This is a genomic window from Nonomuraea sp. AD125B (assembly GCF_041402765.1).
Lineage (GTDB): Bacteria > Actinomycetota > Actinomycetes > Streptosporangiales > Streptosporangiaceae > Nonomuraea > Nonomuraea bangladeshensis.
This window is the reverse complement of the sequence record NZ_JBGLOU010000010.1, coordinates 375,805-392,084: the sequence shown is the minus strand read 5'-3', so window position 1 is coordinate 392,084 and position 16,280 is coordinate 375,805. Positions and strand designations below refer to the sequence as shown.

The 16,280-nt window shown below is 69.5% G+C and carries 19 protein-coding genes and 2 pseudogenes; 10 read left to right on the top strand and 11 right to left on the bottom strand.

Annotated elements, in window-relative coordinates; all coding sequences use genetic code 11:
• Positions 1-61: 61 nt before the first annotated feature.
• Complete coding sequence (locus ACBR40_RS27285; protein WP_371250606.1) at positions 62-265, bottom strand: hypothetical protein; 204 nt, start codon at positions 263-265, stop codon at positions 62-64.
• Between the two features lie 129 nt (positions 266-394).
• Here ACBR40_RS27285 and ACBR40_RS27280 point away from each other — a divergent pair, with 129 nt between their 5' ends.
• Entirely contained in the window at positions 395-727 is a 333-nt protein-coding gene (locus ACBR40_RS27280) for an NUDIX hydrolase (protein WP_371250605.1), read from the top strand.
• Between the two features lie 81 nt (positions 728-808).
• On the opposite strand, the gene ACBR40_RS27275 is transcribed toward ACBR40_RS27280, so the two are convergent.
• The 5 genes from ACBR40_RS27275 to ACBR40_RS27255 form a co-directional block, all read right to left on the bottom strand.
• Positions 809-1,222 (bottom strand): hypothetical protein, encoded by a 414-nt coding sequence (locus ACBR40_RS27275; RefSeq protein ID WP_371250604.1) that lies wholly within the window; start codon positions 1,220-1,222, stop codon positions 809-811.
• A 174-nt stretch (positions 1,223-1,396) separates the two neighbouring features.
• Positions 1,397-2,653: a hypothetical protein gene (locus ACBR40_RS27270; RefSeq protein ID WP_371250603.1), complete on the bottom strand. Its 1,257-nt coding sequence runs from the start codon at positions 2,651-2,653 to the stop codon at positions 1,397-1,399.
• Between the two features lie 74 nt (positions 2,654-2,727).
• Complete coding sequence (locus ACBR40_RS27265) at positions 2,728-3,237, bottom strand: hypothetical protein (protein WP_371250602.1); 510 nt, start codon at positions 3,235-3,237, stop codon at positions 2,728-2,730.
• Positions 3,238-3,293: 56 nt separating this feature from the next.
• Positions 3,294-3,857, bottom strand: coding sequence for a TIGR00730 family Rossman fold protein (locus ACBR40_RS27260; RefSeq protein ID WP_371250601.1), 564 nt, complete (start codon positions 3,855-3,857; stop codon positions 3,294-3,296).
• 68 nt (positions 3,858-3,925) lie between these two features.
• Positions 3,926-4,714 carry a class I SAM-dependent methyltransferase gene (locus tag ACBR40_RS27255; protein WP_371250600.1) on the bottom strand — a complete coding sequence of 263 codons (789 nt, stop codon included), beginning with the start codon at positions 4,712-4,714 and terminating at the stop codon, positions 3,926-3,928.
• Between the two features lie 96 nt (positions 4,715-4,810).
• Between ACBR40_RS27255 and ACBR40_RS27250 the strand changes: the two genes are divergently transcribed.
• Positions 4,811-6,292 (top strand): methyltransferase domain-containing protein, encoded by a 1,482-nt coding sequence (locus tag ACBR40_RS27250; RefSeq protein WP_371250599.1) that lies wholly within the window; start codon positions 4,811-4,813, stop codon positions 6,290-6,292.
• Between the two features lie 164 nt (positions 6,293-6,456).
• On the opposite strand, the gene ACBR40_RS27245 is transcribed toward ACBR40_RS27250, so the two are convergent.
• Complete coding sequence (locus ACBR40_RS27245; protein ID WP_371250598.1) at positions 6,457-6,642, bottom strand: hypothetical protein; 186 nt, start codon at positions 6,640-6,642, stop codon at positions 6,457-6,459.
• A 15-nt stretch (positions 6,643-6,657) separates the two neighbouring features.
• Between ACBR40_RS27245 and ACBR40_RS27240 the strand changes: the two genes are divergently transcribed.
• Complete coding sequence (locus tag ACBR40_RS27240) at positions 6,658-6,969, top strand: hypothetical protein (RefSeq protein WP_371250597.1); 312 nt, start codon at positions 6,658-6,660, stop codon at positions 6,967-6,969.
• A gap of 92 nt (positions 6,970-7,061) precedes the next feature.
• On the opposite strand, the gene ACBR40_RS27235 is transcribed toward ACBR40_RS27240, so the two are convergent.
• From ACBR40_RS27235 to ACBR40_RS27225, 3 genes are all read right to left on the bottom strand, one after another.
• The gene (locus tag ACBR40_RS27235; RefSeq protein ID WP_371250596.1) at positions 7,062-7,256 is read right to left on the bottom strand and encodes a ferredoxin; all 195 of its coding nucleotides are present in this window, start codon (positions 7,254-7,256) and stop codon (positions 7,062-7,064) included.
• Between the two features lie 38 nt (positions 7,257-7,294).
• The gene (locus ACBR40_RS27230) at positions 7,295-8,500 is read right to left on the bottom strand and encodes a cytochrome P450 (RefSeq protein WP_371250595.1); all 1,206 of its coding nucleotides are present in this window, start codon (positions 8,498-8,500) and stop codon (positions 7,295-7,297) included.
• A 160-nt stretch (positions 8,501-8,660) separates the two neighbouring features.
• A complete protein-coding gene (locus ACBR40_RS27225) occupies positions 8,661-9,626 on the bottom strand; it encodes a ketopantoate reductase family protein (protein WP_371250594.1) in 966 nt (321 codons plus the stop codon).
• A 90-nt stretch (positions 9,627-9,716) separates the two neighbouring features.
• Here ACBR40_RS27225 and ACBR40_RS27220 point away from each other — a divergent pair, with 90 nt between their 5' ends.
• The 3 genes and pseudogenes from ACBR40_RS27220 to ACBR40_RS27210 all read left to right on the top strand — a co-directional run bounded on the left by ACBR40_RS27220 (position 9,717) and on the right by ACBR40_RS27210 (position 11,838).
• Positions 9,717-10,286: a TetR/AcrR family transcriptional regulator gene (locus ACBR40_RS27220; RefSeq protein WP_371250593.1), complete on the top strand. Its 570-nt coding sequence runs from the start codon at positions 9,717-9,719 to the stop codon at positions 10,284-10,286.
• A 483-nt stretch (positions 10,287-10,769) separates the two neighbouring features.
• A pseudogene (locus tag ACBR40_RS27215) lies at positions 10,770-10,907 on the top strand (hypothetical protein); the annotation flags it as partial.
• Positions 10,908-10,959: 52 nt separating this feature from the next.
• The gene (locus tag ACBR40_RS27210; RefSeq protein WP_371250592.1) at positions 10,960-11,838 is read left to right on the top strand and encodes a DUF4158 domain-containing protein; all 879 of its coding nucleotides are present in this window, start codon (positions 10,960-10,962) and stop codon (positions 11,836-11,838) included.
• A 163-nt stretch (positions 11,839-12,001) separates the two neighbouring features.
• On the opposite strand, the gene ACBR40_RS27205 is transcribed toward ACBR40_RS27210, so the two are convergent.
• The gene (locus ACBR40_RS27205; protein ID WP_371250591.1) at positions 12,002-12,148 is read right to left on the bottom strand and encodes a hypothetical protein; all 147 of its coding nucleotides are present in this window, start codon (positions 12,146-12,148) and stop codon (positions 12,002-12,004) included.
• 45 nt (positions 12,149-12,193) lie between these two features.
• Here ACBR40_RS27205 and ACBR40_RS27200 point away from each other — a divergent pair, with 45 nt between their 5' ends.
• The 4 genes and pseudogenes from ACBR40_RS27200 (at position 12,194) to ACBR40_RS27185 (ending at position 16,245) form a co-directional block, all read left to right on the top strand.
• The gene (locus ACBR40_RS27200; protein WP_371250590.1) at positions 12,194-12,472 is read left to right on the top strand and encodes a transposase; all 279 of its coding nucleotides are present in this window, start codon (positions 12,194-12,196) and stop codon (positions 12,470-12,472) included.
• A 15-nt stretch (positions 12,473-12,487) separates the two neighbouring features.
• Entirely contained in the window at positions 12,488-14,299 is a 1,812-nt protein-coding gene (locus ACBR40_RS27195) for a transposase (protein WP_371250589.1), read from the top strand.
• Between the two features lie 160 nt (positions 14,300-14,459).
• Positions 14,460-15,479, top strand: a pseudogene (locus ACBR40_RS27190) (IS256 family transposase); the annotation flags it as partial.
• Between the two features lie 253 nt (positions 15,480-15,732).
• Entirely contained in the window at positions 15,733-16,245 is a 513-nt protein-coding gene (locus ACBR40_RS27185; protein ID WP_371250588.1) for a tetratricopeptide repeat protein, read from the top strand.
• Positions 16,246-16,280 lie beyond the last annotated feature (35 nt).

The following is a 16,280-nucleotide window of genomic DNA, read 5'->3' as shown; positions in this document are numbered from 1 at the left end:
ATCGAAAGGGTTAGCCGAGACACGAACGTCCCTGGTCCCGGGGCGGTATCGGGCAGGCGGGTCAGCATACGTCGGCCGGTCCGAACGCGTTGACGTGCGCGGCGGCGGGGCGCAGTGGCCGGTAGCCGTCCACATCGAGCTTGGCCAGTTCTCCGTCGACGTCGACAAACACCGGGGCGTCGGGCTCGATGTCGGCAGCCATGGCGATCAGCTCAGCGACGGTGGCGATGAGGCGCGGCTGGTCTGCCGGATGGGGCTCGTTCATCGGCGGCTCGTTTCGGTTGCCTGGTTCAGGCGAGCGTAACGACTTTCGGCGGGTCGCAGCGCCGGATCGTCCCTGCTGGAGGAGACCCCAGCCGTCCGTACTGTGCCGCCATCAGGAGCGCCGGCGGTGGTGAGCCAGCAGCAGGCCGGCGTCATGGCCACCGACAACAAGGGGATCTTGCTGCTACGCCGAGCCCCCGGCACTCCCCACCCTGAGCTGTGGGAGCTTCCGCGCGGCCTCGTCCAGGACGGCGAACCTCCCGAGCAGACAGCCGAGCGCGTCCTGCGCGAACAGGCGGGCGTGGCCGGGGATCTGGCCGACTACGTGGGCTACGTCGACTACCCCGCGGCCGAGGGGACGGTCCGGCAACTGGTGTTCACCGCCCGCGTCGGCATGTCCGACATCAGCCTGTCCGGCCCCCGCTCGGGTCCGTGTCACCAGCCGCAAAGTAACAGTGAGTAACTGTGGATACTTTGTGTGTTCGTAAGGGCGGCCGACGGGCGGCCGGTTCCGTACGCGCGGCACCGACCGGCGGTGGTTGGATCAGCGGGCGCGGCGGCGCTGGGCGGGGTCGGCTTCGGCGGTGATGCGGGCGGAGGTCTCCTCGCCCAGGCGGACGTAGCGGCCGAGGCTGGCCAGGTGCTGGTGGCGGCTCTTGGCCTGTAGTTCGGGCGCGGTCCGGCCGGCCTGGGCGAGGTGCTGCAGCGCCGAATGACGGAGCTGATGCAGGGGCCACCCTTGGCGGTGCGGGTCGAGTTTGGCGGTGGCGGTCTTGAACAGGTACTCGGCGCGGGGGTAGGACAGGCGGCCGTGCCCGGTGGCCGGGCAGATGTCGGCGGCGGCGGGCGTGCGGGGTCCGGAGGTGGGGGCGTGGCGGTCGGCCAGGAACACCGGCCCGCAGGTGCGGCCGGCCAGCAGGCGGGGCAGTATCCGGGCGGTGGCGGTGGCCCAGTGCACGTACTCGATGGCGCCGCCCTTGGAGCGGACGCGGGCGCCTTGTGCCCGTGCGCGCTAGCCGCGCTCACCAGCACGCCGTCTACGTCGAACCCGACGTGTGGGTTCATCACCCCTGACCTGACCATCCCGCTCCAACCGGCAAAGGCCGATAAGGAACCCTGCCGAATGGATGCCTCACCAGGTGACGGGGAGGAGATGGGGGCCGCGGAGGACGGCGTTGGGGGGCCAGGTGTTGGGGTCGCACCCGACTGCGGTGTCAAGGACGAGGTGGGGACATGCGCGGGCGAGCGCGGCCAGAGCTTGAGCGGTGAAGTGGCGAGTAAAGGCCGCTCCTGGGCAGTAGTGCATTCCCGCTCCGAAGGCCAGAGCAGAGGCGTTGCTGGTGGGGGCCAGCGGATCGCGGGCGGCGGAGCCGAGCAGCAGCAGCAAGCGGGCGCCGGCTGGGATGCGGATGCCGGACAGGTCGACTTCTCGGGTGGTGGCGCGCTGCCAGCCGATCAGTGGTGGGTCGTGGCGGAGGGTGTCCTCGACGGCTTGCGCGCATCCGTTCTCGTTGCCGTCCAGGTCGGCCAGGGCGCCTGCGGTCAGCAGGCGGTGACAGGTGAGGGTCAGCAGCCGGGGGATGATCTCGGCACCCGTGATGAGCACTTCCATCAGGGTGGATGCGGCCTCTTCGGCGGTGAGCGGGCCGTCGGCGTCCGGGTGTCGCAGCCAGGCGGACAAGAGGTCGTCGCGTGGTTCGCGTAGGCGGTCGGCGGTCAGGGCGGCGCAGTCGTGCCACAGGTCACGCAGCTGCTCGGCGGCGGTGAGCTGCTGGTCGGACGTGAGGCGGCCGAAGACGAGTGCCGTCAGCGCTTCGGCACGGGTGCCGACCGTCTGCCGGGCCGATGATGGCAGGCCGATCAGGTCAGCCAGGGCGGCCATGGTGGCGGGCTGCGCGTAGTGGGTGACCAGGTCGCCGTGGCGGCCGGGCCGGGCTGCGAAGTTCTCGGCGCAGCTGGTGACGGCGTGCGTGATCGCGGGGTTGTGGGCGGCGAGCCGGTGGGGTGTGGTGGGCCATACGGCGTTCGTGATGCGGCGGAAACGGGTGTGGGCGGGCGGGTCGGTGGACGACAGGACCGGCACCCAGCCGATCTGGGTCAAGACTGCTTGCGCCTGCGGGCACAGCCGTTGCAGGGGCGTATACCCCTGGGCGTTGGTGAAGGCGCCGGTGGTGTCACGCAGCACGAGGTCGATGTCGGCGTAGCGGGAGACCACCCACACCTCCAGCTCGGCGTCGAGGTAGACCGGGTGCCGCTCGCGCAGGTGGGCATAGAGGCCGTCGGGGATGCCCGCGCTGTGATCGAAGAGCGCACCGGGCACGGTGGCCGGGCAGAGACCGGCCGACGCCGACGGGGGCGGCTGGTTGGTCGTCGGTCGGGCCGGTGGCATGAGCAGGACTCCGGGGAGGTCAGGCAAAGGCAGACCCGCCTGCGGGCGGGCCTGCCTGGTGCCGTCGGTGTTGGTCAGTAGGGCTTGGCGGTGGGGTCGGGCCAGATGAGTTCCAGGCGGCGGGCGCGCAGCCGCTGCTCCTCCTGGTGGAGTTCCAGCCACTGGTCGACGAGGTCGGCGGGATGGCCGAGGTGGGCGTTCATGGCGCGGATGGCTGTGAGCTCTGCGGAGTGCAGGCCACCGTCGGCGGAGCAGGCGCGCAGCGCGTGGTAGATCAGCGCGCGGGTGGAGGCGGCGACGGCCGGGCTGGAGCCGACGAGCTCGTTGACGTCCTGCGTGGCAGGGTAGTCCCGCAATTCGGCCAGCAGGTCGGGGGAGGCGCCGAGCGCGGCGAAGAAGCCGATGACCCAGGCGCGTTCGGCGGCCGCGATCTCACCGTCGCCGTTGGCGCAGGTCAGCACGGCCTTGGCGAAGGCGGCGAAGTTGGGGGCGTCAGGCACGGTGTTGTAGTCGGCTTCCTGCTTGAACAGCCATTGGCTGCCCAGGGTGCGCGGGTCGGCGTCAAGGTCGGGGACGAGGGTCATCGGGGCCTCCTGTGCGAGGGTGGACCGCCCGCCGGGCGGCGGGCGGAGATGTGGGGTCAGACCGTGGAGAGGGGCTCGGGCAGCCGGTGGAGCAGGTCCAGGACCTGCTGGGAGGTGGCGGCCAGGTGGAGCAGCGCTCCCGGTTCGGGCTCGGCGTAGCCGAGCTGGTGCAGGTGACGGGTGAGGGCCAGCAGACCGGCCCAGATCCCGTCGACGTCCAGCAGGATCATCGGCTTGTCGTGCAGGCCGAGGTAACGGGCCGAGATCACCTCGAGGATCTCGTCGAGCGTGCCGTAGCCGCCGGGGAGCGCCACGAACGCGTCGGCCAGCTCCAGCATGCGTTGCTTTCGCTCGGCGAGGTCGGCGGTGACGACGAGGTCTTGGACGGGGGCGTCCTGAGCGCGCTCGCGCTGGTGCAGGAACGCGGGGATCACTCCAGTGATGGGTGCTCCGGCCGCAGCGGCCGACCAGGCCAGTGCTCCCATCATGCCGGCGCCTCCCGCGCCGTAGATCAGCCGATGCCCGTGGTGGCCCAGCAGCCGGCCGAGTTCGGTGGCGGCCTGCAGCGCCGCGGGTGAGTGGCCGCAACGAGCTCCGGCGAAGACGCAGATCGATGCCATGGGTGCGTTTGTCCTGTCCGTGGTGGAGCCGGCTGGTGGGTGACGGGTGCGATGTGCTTCCAGCGGGGTCAGGCGGACAGACGGAACAGGTGGAAGTCCATGTTGGCCCCCGCCGGGAGCGTGGGCGCAGGAGTGATGGACGCCAGGTGCTCGGCGGCGGCGAAGCAGCGTTGCAGGGAGTCGTGGGCGATCCGGTCGTTGGTCTTGATGACGATCAGGCACGGCGCGCCCTGCCGGGAGGCGGTGATGTCGGCGAGGATCTCGGGGACCGGCGGCGCGGTGGCCGTCAGGTCCAGGCCCTGCTCGGTGAAGGCAGGGCCCCAGGGCGGCTCGACCACGTAGGTGTCGTGGGGGCCGTGGGGGGTGAGACGGCCCAGCAGGTCGCGGTAGTCCTCCAGTCTCAGGTCGATGTCGATGCCCAGCGCGGTGAGGTTGTGCCGGGTGGCGGCGTGGACGGCGGGGTCGAGCTCGCTGGCGTGCGCCCGCACGCCGAGCGCCGCGGCCAGGTGCCGGCCGAGGTTGCCCGATCCGCAGAACAGATCCGCCACCAGGGGTGGGCGCCCTGCCGCGGGAACGCGCTCGGCCAGCGCGGCGGCCACGGGGGCGGCGTAAGCGTCGACCGTGCACTCGATGGCGGTGCGGCCCAGTAGCCGCAGCCCGCATCCGGCCATCTCCGGCGCGGGCACCCCGTAGAGGGAGAACGCCGCGGGCGCGCCGTAGACCTGCAGGCCGACCTGGATGAGCTCAGGTCCGGTCAGCAGGCGGGTGCGGGAGGGGCCCAGGAGTTCGGCGCGCAGCTGGAAGTAGCCCGCCTGTGTGGCGGGGACACCGGTGCCGGTGACGGTTGAGGCGGTCAATGCGGCTCCTCGGTTGTGACAGTGCGGCGACGCCAACGACTGACTACGTATTGCAATCAGTTGACTACGTAGAGCAACTATATTGGGATGGCCTTTATGGACACAACCGCTGCCCCGCTCGACTCGCAGAACGCCGCCCGCCCCTTCGACGCGCTCGGCATGACCTATGAACACACCTACTCCCACCTGCCGGAGCAGCTGGAGGCATTGGAATGGCTGGCAGCCCGGCTGCCGGCCGGGGCGGCGGTGCTGGACATCGGGTCAGGCACCGGCCGCCCGGCCGCGGAGCGCCTGACCGCGGCCGGATGCGCCGTCACCGGCATCGACGTGTCGGCCACCATGGTGGAACTGGCACGGGCGCACGTGCCCGGGGCCACCTTCGCCCAGCTGGACGTGCGCCAGCTGCCTGACCGGCCGGGGAGCTGGGACGCGGTGTGCGCGTTCTTCCCCCTCCTGCAGATGAGCCGGGCCGACCTGGATGCCACCCTGGCCCGCATCGCATGCTGGCTGGCGCCCGGCGGCCTGTTCGCGTTCGCGACCGTGCCCTTCGACGCCGAGAACACCGAGATCGAGTGGATGGGACAGCGGGTGAGAGCCACCAGCTATCCCGCCGAGACCTACCTGGAACGGTTGCGCGATGCGGGGCTGCAGATCGTGCACCACAGCCTCAGCACCTTCCACCCGCAGTACCCGGGCATGGACGCCGAGGAGCACCTGTTCATCTACGCGCGCCGCCCTCACCAGGAGCCCGTCCCCGCCCACGCGGCCGTCCCCGCGCACCCGCTCACCGGCCCCTACCCGCACCCGCGCGCCCACGCCCGCCCGCACCCGCTGCCGCAGGACGGCTGGCTCGCCTTCGAGGAGCGACTGGACCGCGGCGACATCGACGCCGTGGTCCGGCAGTTGGACGGCAACACGCACGTGGCCGACATCGGCGGCGGCAGCGGCGCCTTGGTGCGCGCCATCGCCGCGCGCGTGGGCTCATGTCTGACCGTGGAGCCGCACGCTGACCGTGAAGACGCCATACGCGGCCTGAATCTGCCCGGGGTCCGCGTGCTGGCGGGCAGCGCCGAGAGCCTTCCCCTGCAGGACGCCTCGGTCGAGGCGGTGACGGCGGCTTGGATCCTGCACTACTGCGACGACCCCGACACCGCGGTCGCCGAAATGGCCCGGATCCTGGACCGCTCGCACCCACACGCCAAGGCCATCCTGGTCCAAGGCGCTCCGGACAACCAGGTCGTCGGCCTGTGGAACCAGGTGTGCGCGCCATTGCTCGGCCTTCAGCCCGATCACCAGGGCTTCCTGCTCACCCGCGCCGCCCGGGTGCTGGCCGGGCGCGGCCTGCAGGACATCGCTTTTCATCGAGTGCGCGTCCGGCTGCGCTTCCCCGAGCAGGAGGTTACCGGCAAGGCTCACGCCGCCGCTGACGTGCTGGCCGGTCTGTGGGAGGCCGACGCGGCCGAGCGCCGACGGCTGCACGAGGCACTGCTTCCATCTTTGGCCGAGCATTTCGCCGGCGGCACCGATGAGCTCAGCGACGACGGAGTGATGCTCATCGCTCGCCCCTGGGCCGCGTGAGCACCACGCAGGCCACCTGCCGAGCACGGCCAGGCGGTCGACGCCGACCACCGTCATCACACACCTGCCCGGGGTGCTGAGCAGGAGAGCGTTGGCGACCTTCCCTACCTGGGGCCGGCCGGAGCGCGTCAGAAGCACACCACGTCGCGCGTAGATGACCGGCGTCAGTGCTTGCGGCGGCGGGCCGCGGGGTCGTGTTCGGCGGTGATGCAGGCGGAGGTCTCCTCGCCCAAGCGGACATAGCGGCCGAGGCTGGCCAGGTGCTGGTGGCGGGACTTGGCCTGCAGCTCGGGTGCGCTACGGCCGGCAGCCGCCAGGTGCGTCTGCGCCGAGGGGCGCAGCTGATGCAACGTCCACCCGTCGCCGTGCGGGTCGAGCTCGACTTCAAAGACACCGTCGTTGCCGCGTTCGCCCGCCGCGAGACACAGCAACCCGAGTTGGTGGCGTTGCGGGAGGAGAATGCCGCGCTCAAGCGCGAGAAAAAGCAAATCGTCCAGGAGACCACACGCGCTGTACGGGAGCTGGAAAACACCATCCGCATCTACGCCAACCAGATCCAGGTCCTCACACTGCGAAATGCCGAACTGGATGACCAGCTCCGCCGACACAGCGACCAGGACGCCAGCGTGATCCCGGTCAGGCCGGGCACACTGTCACGCAGCACTGACGCATCGTGAGAGTTCGCCCTGTTTGAGTGGAGACGCGCCGTTCAGCATCTCACACCGATCAGCATGATCGTTTCAGGCTGTACGGCCATCCACGGACTGATTCAAGCCTCCAGCGAGAGGGCCTGGCTGGGGCACACGCGTGCCGCTTCCCGGGCCTTCTCGACCAGTTCGCCCTCCGGCGTCTCGTTCAGCACGATGATCGTGCCGTCGTCCTCGCTCTGGTCGAACAGCGCGGGCTCAGTGAGCACACACTGTCCGGCGCCGACGCACCTGCCGGTGTCCGCGATGATTTTCATGACCCTCTCCTCCTGAGGTGGGGATGGCAGTTCGTCCGCTACCAGGTCACCGGGAGCTGGTAGAGGCCATAGGCGTTCGCGTCGTCCTTGAACGGCAGTTCGTCGACATCCACCGCGAGCTCCAGGCTGGGGATGCGGCGGAACAGCGTGTCGAACACGATCTGGAGCTCCATCCGAGCCAAGTTCTGGCCGAGGCACTGGTGCGGCCCGAACCCGAACGCAACGTGGTGGCGCGCGCCGCGTTCGATGTCGAGCTCGTCCGGGTTCTCGAACGCTCGCGGGTCCCGGTTGGCCGAGTAAGCGAGCGCCAGCACGCCTTCGCCGGCCCTGATGAGTTGCCCGCCGACCTCGATGTCCGCGACGCACAGCCGGGCCGTCGCCACGTCGATGATCGTGAAGTACCGCAGCATCTCCTCGACCGCGTTGAGCGTTTTGCCCGGGTCGGCCTTGATCATCGCGAGCTGCTCCGGGTTGCTCAGGAACGCCACGGTCGACAGCGAGATCATGTTCGCCGTCGTCTCGTGGCCCGCCACGAGCAGCAGTAGGCCCATGGCGGACAGTGCCTCCCGCCGGTAGGTGCCGTCCGCGCGCAGCTTGACGATCTGCCGCCCGAGCAGGTCGTCCGGTGGGTTCTGCTCCTTCTCCGCGATGAGGTCGGCCATGTAGCGCTGGATGGCCCCCATGGCCGCCATCCGTTCCTCGGGCGGTGTCGACATCTTGAACGTCTTCGCCGTCTGCTCCTGGAAGAACTCATGGTCGGCGTAGGGCACACCCAGCATCTCGCAAATCACCAGTGACGGAACCGGCAGCGACAGCACGTCCACCAGGTCACCGGGCCGCGGCCCGGCCAGCAGCGCGTCGATCTGCCCGTCGACGATCTCCTGGATCCGCGGCCGCAGCGCCTCCAACCGGCGCACCGTGAACTCGCCGAGCACGGCCTTGCGCGCCGGCCCGTGCTCGGGCGGGTCCATCGCGATCAGGAAGCGCTCATCGTCCGGCCGCCGGGACGCCGCCTCGCCCTTGACCAGCGCAGGGAAGTCCGGATGCTGCCGGTCGGCGCTGAACCGCCGGTCGTTCAATACGGTTCGCACGTCTTCGTGACGGCTGACCACCCAGGCCCACCCTCCGTCGGGCAGGCGAACCCGCGTGACCGGCTCTCCTTCGCGGATCTCCTCGTACGCCGGTGGCGGCGCGAACGGGCACGTGCGGGCCATGGGGAACTCGTGCTTCTCGGCGGTAGTCATGACTTTTCCTTCCACAACGTCACGGACAGGCGATAGAGGCTGGACAGCGAAAAGCCGTGTGCGAACGGCAGTTGGTCGACCGGTGCGACCCGCTTCGGCTCTGGGATGCGGCAGACCAAGCGACCGCGACGGACCGCCGGGACCGACAACCTCGGTAAAATCAGACTCGACCCGTCTCCTCGCGGGCGAAGTGCGGTTCCGCCGCTTCCAAACGCGGTACGGAGATGCCCAGCCGTCGTGCTTCGGCCAGGACGTCCCGGCAGACCTCGCGCGGCTCCTCGGCGTCGGGGTCGTCGTGCATCGTGAGACTCACGCGCGCGGGCGGGACATGAGTAGTCAGCCAGGCGAGCGCGGGGGCCGTCAGCCAGGTGGGCGCCCGGAACGGCAGCAGACCGCCCCGGTGCCGTCGCAGGTCGAGGTCGCGCGCCTGGAGGAGCGGCAGCAGCTCGCGGCCGGCCAGCAGCGCCTCGCGCAGGTCGCCCCTTGCCCCGGCCAGCTTGGACAGGGAACCCAGCCGCAGGCCCTGCGAGAACATGCCGGCATCCGACACGAAATGGACCCACAGCCAGCCGCGGAAGTCAGGCCGCTCTTTGATCCGGAGCCCAGCCTCGCGAAACGCCTGGCGCACGGCCTGTTCCCGGTCGGTCGGGGGCTGGCCGAGGGTGCCGAAGATGACCGACGGCAGCAGTGCCCCATGGAGCACGCCATCCGCGCCGAAACCGCCACCGGCCTGGGGAAAGCCCCAGGCGATCTGGTCGGGCGGGAGTGTGCCGATCGCGGCGAGCGGCTCGGTCCAGATGTTGCCGAAGATCAGCACCGTGGCCTGGCCGACACGCGGGGACAGGAAGGCCGTCGCCTCCGGGAGGCGGTGGTGCGGCACGCTGAGCACGATCAGGTCGAAGTCGTGGTCCGGCTCCAGCGCCTCGCGGTAGCGCACCGGCCGCTTCTCGGCGACGCGCTGCCCCCACACCCGGCGCCGCATATCGATCAGGTCGAGGTTCACTGCGTCTCCGTACGTCGCCGCGCGGCCCGGCCGGACGTAGAACTCGACGTCATGCCCGGCCCGTTCCAGGGCCCAGCCGTAGATAGTGGCGATCACGCCTCGGCCGAACATCAGGATCTTCAAGCTGCACCTCGTGGGGTACGATCGATTTGGAGGTCATCTCCACTTTGTAAAATATGGAGGTAATCTCCATTTGTCAACAGGAGGCAGCGCATGACCGCCGACAAGCCCCTGCGGGCCGACGCCCAACGCAAGCGCGAGGCCCTGCTCGCAACGGCCCGGGAGGTCTTCGACGCTGGAGGCTTCTTCGACCTGCGCTTCGATGACTTCGCGCGGCTGGCTGGGGTGGGCACAGGCACGCTGTACCGCCACTTTCCCACCCGGGAGGCGCTGGCCGAGGCGGTCTACCACGGCGAGGTCGCCGCGCTGTGCGACCGCGCCCGCCAGCTACAGGCCACGCTACCCGCGGCGGAGGCTTTGGCGACCTTCCTACGCGGCATGGTCGACCACATAGCGGCCCACGAGGGCCTGGCCCGGACGCTGGCCACGCTCTGGGCCGATCGCTCGGGTGCCCTCGCCGAGGGCAGCAGGGAGCTGGAGCAGGCGGTCACCGACCTGGTGGCCGCCGCGGTGCGAGACGGCGCCGTTCGCGACGACGTGGATGCCGGTGCCGTGATGATGGCGCTGCACGGCATCAGTGCGGCCCATGACCGCCCCGGTTGGCGGGCTGAGGCCGACGATGTCATCACCCTCGTGCTGGACGGGCTGCGCCGCCCGCGATGACAAGGTGCGACACGAGGTCGCATGCCGCGAGCGAAGGATCCGGTTGATGGTACGGCGGCGGCGATGCGGTCCGGGGTGGTCACCCGGCTGATGCCGGCTACACCTGTGAAGTTTCAGGATGTGTGCGAGTGCGATGAGGGCACGACTCTGCCAGTTCTGACGCTCTTGTCGAAATCCGCCTGCGTCGCCGAAGGCGGGACTGGTCTAACCCTGTGTAGCAAGCTGCGGTGCGACAGCTTTGTGTCTGCGACACCCTGCCTGTTGACATAACCACCGCACTGCCCACCTGCTGCCCCGGCTGCCGGACGGCAGCACACGGTCCCGCGGGTCGCTGTTCCTGTCCGAACGGCGCCCGGTCCCGGCCCGGCGACTGGCCGTCGGCGACAGGCCTCCGGGGAGGATCGGACCGGATTTGGCGCTAGCAAGTCGATCTTGACGACGATTCGGTGACGACGGCTGTTTGCCCTGGTCGAGCGCCCTAGCGTGCCTGCTCATGCCTGTGGCTTCCTCTCAGATGAGCAAGTAGCCCGCTATCGACGGTTCCGGCCCGAAGTGTCGGTGGCCGAACTCGAGCAGTTGTTTCGGCTGGACTCCAAGGCGCTGGAGGCACTGGCCGGTAAGCGCCGTCCGGCGACGAAGCTGGGGTGGGCGGTGCAGTGGGGGACCGTGCGGGATGCTCGGCACCTTCCTGGCCGAAGACTCCCTAAACGTGCCAGTGGAGGTGCTGGAGTTCGTCGCCGAGCAACTCGGCATCGACCCGGCCTGCGCGCCGGAGTACCTGACCCGGCCGAAGACGGCCTACGAACACGCCTGGGAGATCCGGGACCTGCTGGAGCTGGCAGAGTTCTCCAAACGCGAGCAGGAGGTCCGCGACTACCTGGCCGCCCGGGTCTGGTCCACGATCGAGGGGCCGCGGGCGCTGTTCGACCGCGCCGTGGTGCACATGCTGCGCGAGGGCATTCTGCTGCCCACGGGGATCACCACCCTGACCCGCCTGATCAGCGAGGTGCGCCGGGGCGAGCACGCCCGGTTGTATCGCACGCTGGCCGAGCGCGCAGGTTCGGAGCTGCGGGCGAGGCTGACCGCTTTGCTGCAGGTGCCTGCCGATCGGCGAGTCTCGGAGCTGGAGCGGTTGCGCACCGCGCCGACGCGGGCCTCGGGCCGGGTGATGGTGGCGGAGCTGCATCGGGTGGCCGAGATCGGCAGGTTGGGCGCCGGGGCGGTGGTCACCGAGCCGGTACCGGCGGTGAAGCTGTCGGTGCCGGCCCGCTCTGGGGCCGGCACCGGGCAGGCGTGTCCATTCCAGGACGTCAAGGGCGAGTCCTACTTGCCGGGCGGCTGCGGTACGCCAGGCTTGTCAGCGTGGCACATGCGAGCTTCTCTGGAGCAGGCGCTGCTTCCGATAGTGTCGAAAGCGGGGCCGCCTGAACCATCCCATCGGCCTAGCGGCCCTCACCATTTCCCACAGCGCGGCAGTGGCACGCCGGTGTTCGCTCACGTTGTCGACTGCTTGATCCCCGAACTGGTGCCGACAGTGCCTGATGACGGCTGATACAGGTACGCCAGCGCCGGCTGGTTTTGTGCCGACCCGGAAGCATGCGCAGCACTGCTGTGTGAAAGTCGCTTGGACACATCCAGAAAACTCGCCGTAGGGCTGGACGTGCTGCCAGAACAGCGGGGTCAGTCGTCGCGCGAGGGTGCGAAGGTCCTGCTCGTCATCCCATGCAGGCCGTGCTCGACTGCGCCTGGTCGCTGCGCTGGTTCGCCAGCCGGTGGATCCAGTGGCCGTGGTTGCGTCCACGGGAGTGGTGTACGAGTTTGGCCTGGTCATAGGCGTGGTGCCGTGAAATGAGAACGGCCATCGAGTGATCCTTCGAGTAGCTAGATCAACGAAGGAGAACCAGACGATGGCCGCAGGCCCCAGTGTGACGCCCGCGCAATGGCTGGCGCAGCAGATCGAGACCGGCGACCCCGACATGTTGCGATCCATGGTGAAGACCATGGCCGAGACGTTGATGTCGGCCGAGGCCGACAGCCTGTGCGGAGCTACCTACGGCCGGCGCAGCGACGAGCGGACGAACTCCCGTAACGGCTACCGGCGCGCGAGTGGGACACCCGGGCCGGCACCGTGGCTGTTGCTTTTTGACCACGATCTTCCTGACCAGTTGGGTTCGTCGGCTGAGTGATCGTTGGATGGGCGAGTGGCGAGGGATTTCCGACGGGTTGATCGGGATCAGCAGTTCCTGCTTCCGGTGGATATGCGTGAGTGGCTTTCAGACGATCACGTGGTATGGGTGCTGCTCGAGGTGGTCGAGCATCTTGACGTCACGGAGTTGGAGGCTCGTTATGCACGCGGCGGGCCTGGCCGCCGCGCCTACGATCCTCGGATGCTGCTGTCGTTGCTGATCTACGCCTACTCGGCTGGGGTGCGGTCGTCGCGGCAGATCGAGCGGTTGTGCCGGACCGATGTAGCGATGCGGGTGATCTGTGGGTTGCAGGTGCCCGATCACACGGTGATCGCCCGGTTCCGGCAGCGGCACCAGGACTCAGTACGCGATCTGTTTACCCAGGTGCTGCTGATCTGCGCGAAAGCCGGGTTAGGGCGACTGGGGGCCATCGCCGTGGACGGCACGAAGATCGCTGCGGACGCGGCAAAGAAGGCCACTTGTCGTCGGCAATGGCTGCAGCAGCAGGTGGATGAGATCCTCGCGCGGGCCGCGACGCAGGATGCCGCCGAGGACATCACGTTCGGATCGGGCGAACAGGCTGAGGAGACACCGCGACGGTTGCGCGGGAGGCGTGATCGGGAGGAGCGGATCCAGCGGGCACTTGCCGAGGTGATCGCGGAAGAGGCCGACCGGGGATGGGACGCCGAGGCTGCGGCCGCCAAGGAACGCGCGTTCCTTGAGGCGACCAGAGCCGGCCGCAATGACGTGGGATCTCGTCCCGTCGGAGCCGATCCTGTGGCGATCGCCGAAGCTCGATTGGTGGCGGCCCGAGACCGGCTGGCCGAGGAGATCGCGGCCAAACGAGAACAGATTGCGGTGATGCGTGAGCGGATTCGGCGGTTCGAGGCCGGCCAGGGGCCCAAGCCGAACCTTGGACCGTTCAGCTTTGATGAGAATCGCGGTCAGCAGGTGGCCCGTGCCAAGCGGTGGGTCGCCCGAGCAGAACGGGAACTGGCCGCCGCCCGAGCACACAAGGATTCACCGCCTGCCGAGCGCGAACAGGCGGACCTGTCACCGGTGCCGGGCGGCGGCAGACACGGGCCGCGCGGCATCACGACCAAGGACGGGCGTCCAGTCGCCCGGCGCAACGTCACCGACCCCGACAGCCGGTTGATGCACGACGCCAACGGAGGCACCATCCAGGGCTACAACGCCCAACTCGCGGTAAGCGACGACGGCCTGATCCTCAGCGCCCAGGTCGTCCAGGACATCAACGACCGACGGCAACTGCAGCCACTGAGCCGAGCGGCACTCACCGCGGCGCTGCTGATTCACCAGGCACGATGCCTGCACCGGTGCCCCACGCTCGGCGGATGCTGCGTCGCAGCCTCAGCGGCAGGCCAAAGCAGCGGTCATCCTCGCGGCTGTGACGGCACGCACTGCCCCTGCCTGGCCGACTGGATCGGCACCCTGCTGTTCGACGCCGGTTACTGGACCCACGACAACCTCACAGCTCCCGGCCCTGACCGGCTCATCGCGCCCGGCAAGAACGCAGCTCTGCCTCAGCCCGGCCAACACCCCGGCCCGCCGCCCCAAGATGCCGACCCGGCCACCCTCATGATCCACCGCCTGGCCACTGACGCAGGTGTCGCTCTCTACAAACGACGAAGCGCCACCGTCGAACCCGTCAACGGTCATCTCAAGGACCGCACCGCCCTACGGCGTTTCGCCCGCCGAGGCCTGTCCGCCTGCCAAGCCGAACTCACCTTCGCCACCATGGTCCTCAACCTCGGCAAGCTCTGCCGCCTGCCCAAGCCTCGCCGCTCGGCGGCCCTCACCGCCTGAGCGGAACAGCCGACAAACACTTCAAGTGGGGCACTGCAGCGTTCCAGCTGCCGAGACGGCCGCCGCGACCTGCAGGTCCGTCCCACACCGATCCGCTCGGCCCACCCCGGCCACGGCCACAAGCCTCAGAGTCAGGCCGGCGCAATTACGCAACAGCCACACCATCGAGCTGGCCATCCCGAAGCTGCGCTCCGGCTCCTACTACCCGGACTGGCTGGAGCGGCGCCGCCGGGCCGAGCAGGCGCTGGTCAGCGTGGTCGCCACCAGCTACCTGCTCGGCGTCTCCACCCGCAGAGTCGACAAGCTGGTCGAACAGCTCGGCATCAAGCACATCTCCAAAAGCCAGGTCTCGCAGATGGCCAAGGTGCTGGACGAGCAGGTTGAAGCCTTCCGCACCCGGGCGTTGGACGCTGGTCCCTACACCTTCGTCTGGCTGGACGCGCTGACGCAGAAGGTCCGCGAGGGCGGCCGCACCATCAACGTGCACGCCCTGGTCGCCACCGGCGTCAACGCCAACGGCCAGCGTGAGGTCCTCGGCCTGGAGGTCACCTCGGCCGAAGACGGCGCCGGCTGGCTGGCCTTCCTGCGCGGCCTGACGGCGCGCGGCCTGTCCGGCGTCCAACTGGTCGTCTCCGACGCCCACCGCGGCCTGGTCGAGGCGATCGGCGCCGCTCTGCCGGGCGCGTGCTGGCAGCGCTGCCGCACCCACTACCTGCGCAACCTGCTCACCACCGTGCCCAAGAGCGCCCAGCCGTGGGTCGCCACCCTGATGCACACCATCTTCGACCAGCCCATCTCCGAGCAGGTGCGCACCCAGCACGCCTGGGTCATCAACGCCCTGGAAGCCAAATACCCGGCCGCCTGCGAACATCTGGACGCCGCCCGCGAGGACCTGCTCGCCTTCGCCGCCTTCCCCCGCGAGACCTGGCGCCAGATCTGGTCCAACAATCCGCAGGAACGGCTGAACAAGGAGATCCGCCGCCGCACCGACGTGGTCGGCATCTTCCCAGACCGGGCCGCGATCATCCGGCTCGTCGGCGCGGTCCTGGCCGAGCAGATCGACGAATGGACTGAAGCCCGCCGCTACATGGGTCTGGACATTCTGGCCAAAGCCCGCGTCCGGCTCATCGCAGGCGACACACCGGCCCCGAACCCGCTCCCACAGACACTTACCGCTTAACCTGCAGAAACAGGATCACTCGAAGCTTGATTCATACACCACGTCCGTGGACGTGACCGTGGCCGTACTGGCCGGAGGTCTTTGGGCTCGGCGCGAAGGCCGGCACCGCGCTCGGCGACCCGGGACATCAGGCCGCCCTGCTGAGGTATCTGGCGGTTCATCACACGATTCCGCAGGTCGATCCGGAGGTGGAGCTGCGTGCCGCGAACGAGGTGCTGGACTACGGCTTCCGGAGCGGCTGGAGGGCATGTACGTGGGACGTGCCCTCCTGCGGCTCGGGCAGCCCGACGAGGCCATCGTCTCCGTCTCCAGGCCGGCGGAGATGTTCAAGGCCGACAGCGAGCTCGAGGCGTACAGCCAGAGCCTCGGCCTGCTTGGCGAGTGCCTGCGCGGAGCCGGACGTCACGCCGAGGCACTGGAGCTGTACACCGAGATGTACGAGCTGACCAGCGACGAGAACTCGGGGATGACGCCGAGCGTGGCGGCGCTCACCCGGCCGCACGCTCGCGGCGCCATCGCGCTCTGCCTGAGCGAGCTGGGACGGCACGCCGAGGCGATCCCCGCCTACATCGAGGCGCTCACCCTCTTCGGGCAGTTCCCGGTGGCCCCCTCCAAGGGCCGCTGCATGGTGCGCCTCGCCGAATCGCTGGCCGCGGCGGGCCGGATCGGCGAGAGCCGACAGACCTGCCTTCGAGCGGCGGAGGTGTTCGAGGCGGTCGGCGACCCGGAGGCGGCCGCCCGCCTCCGGGGCCTGGCCTCCGGCTGAGCCGGCCGGGATCGGAGAAGCGGCAGGGGCCGCGG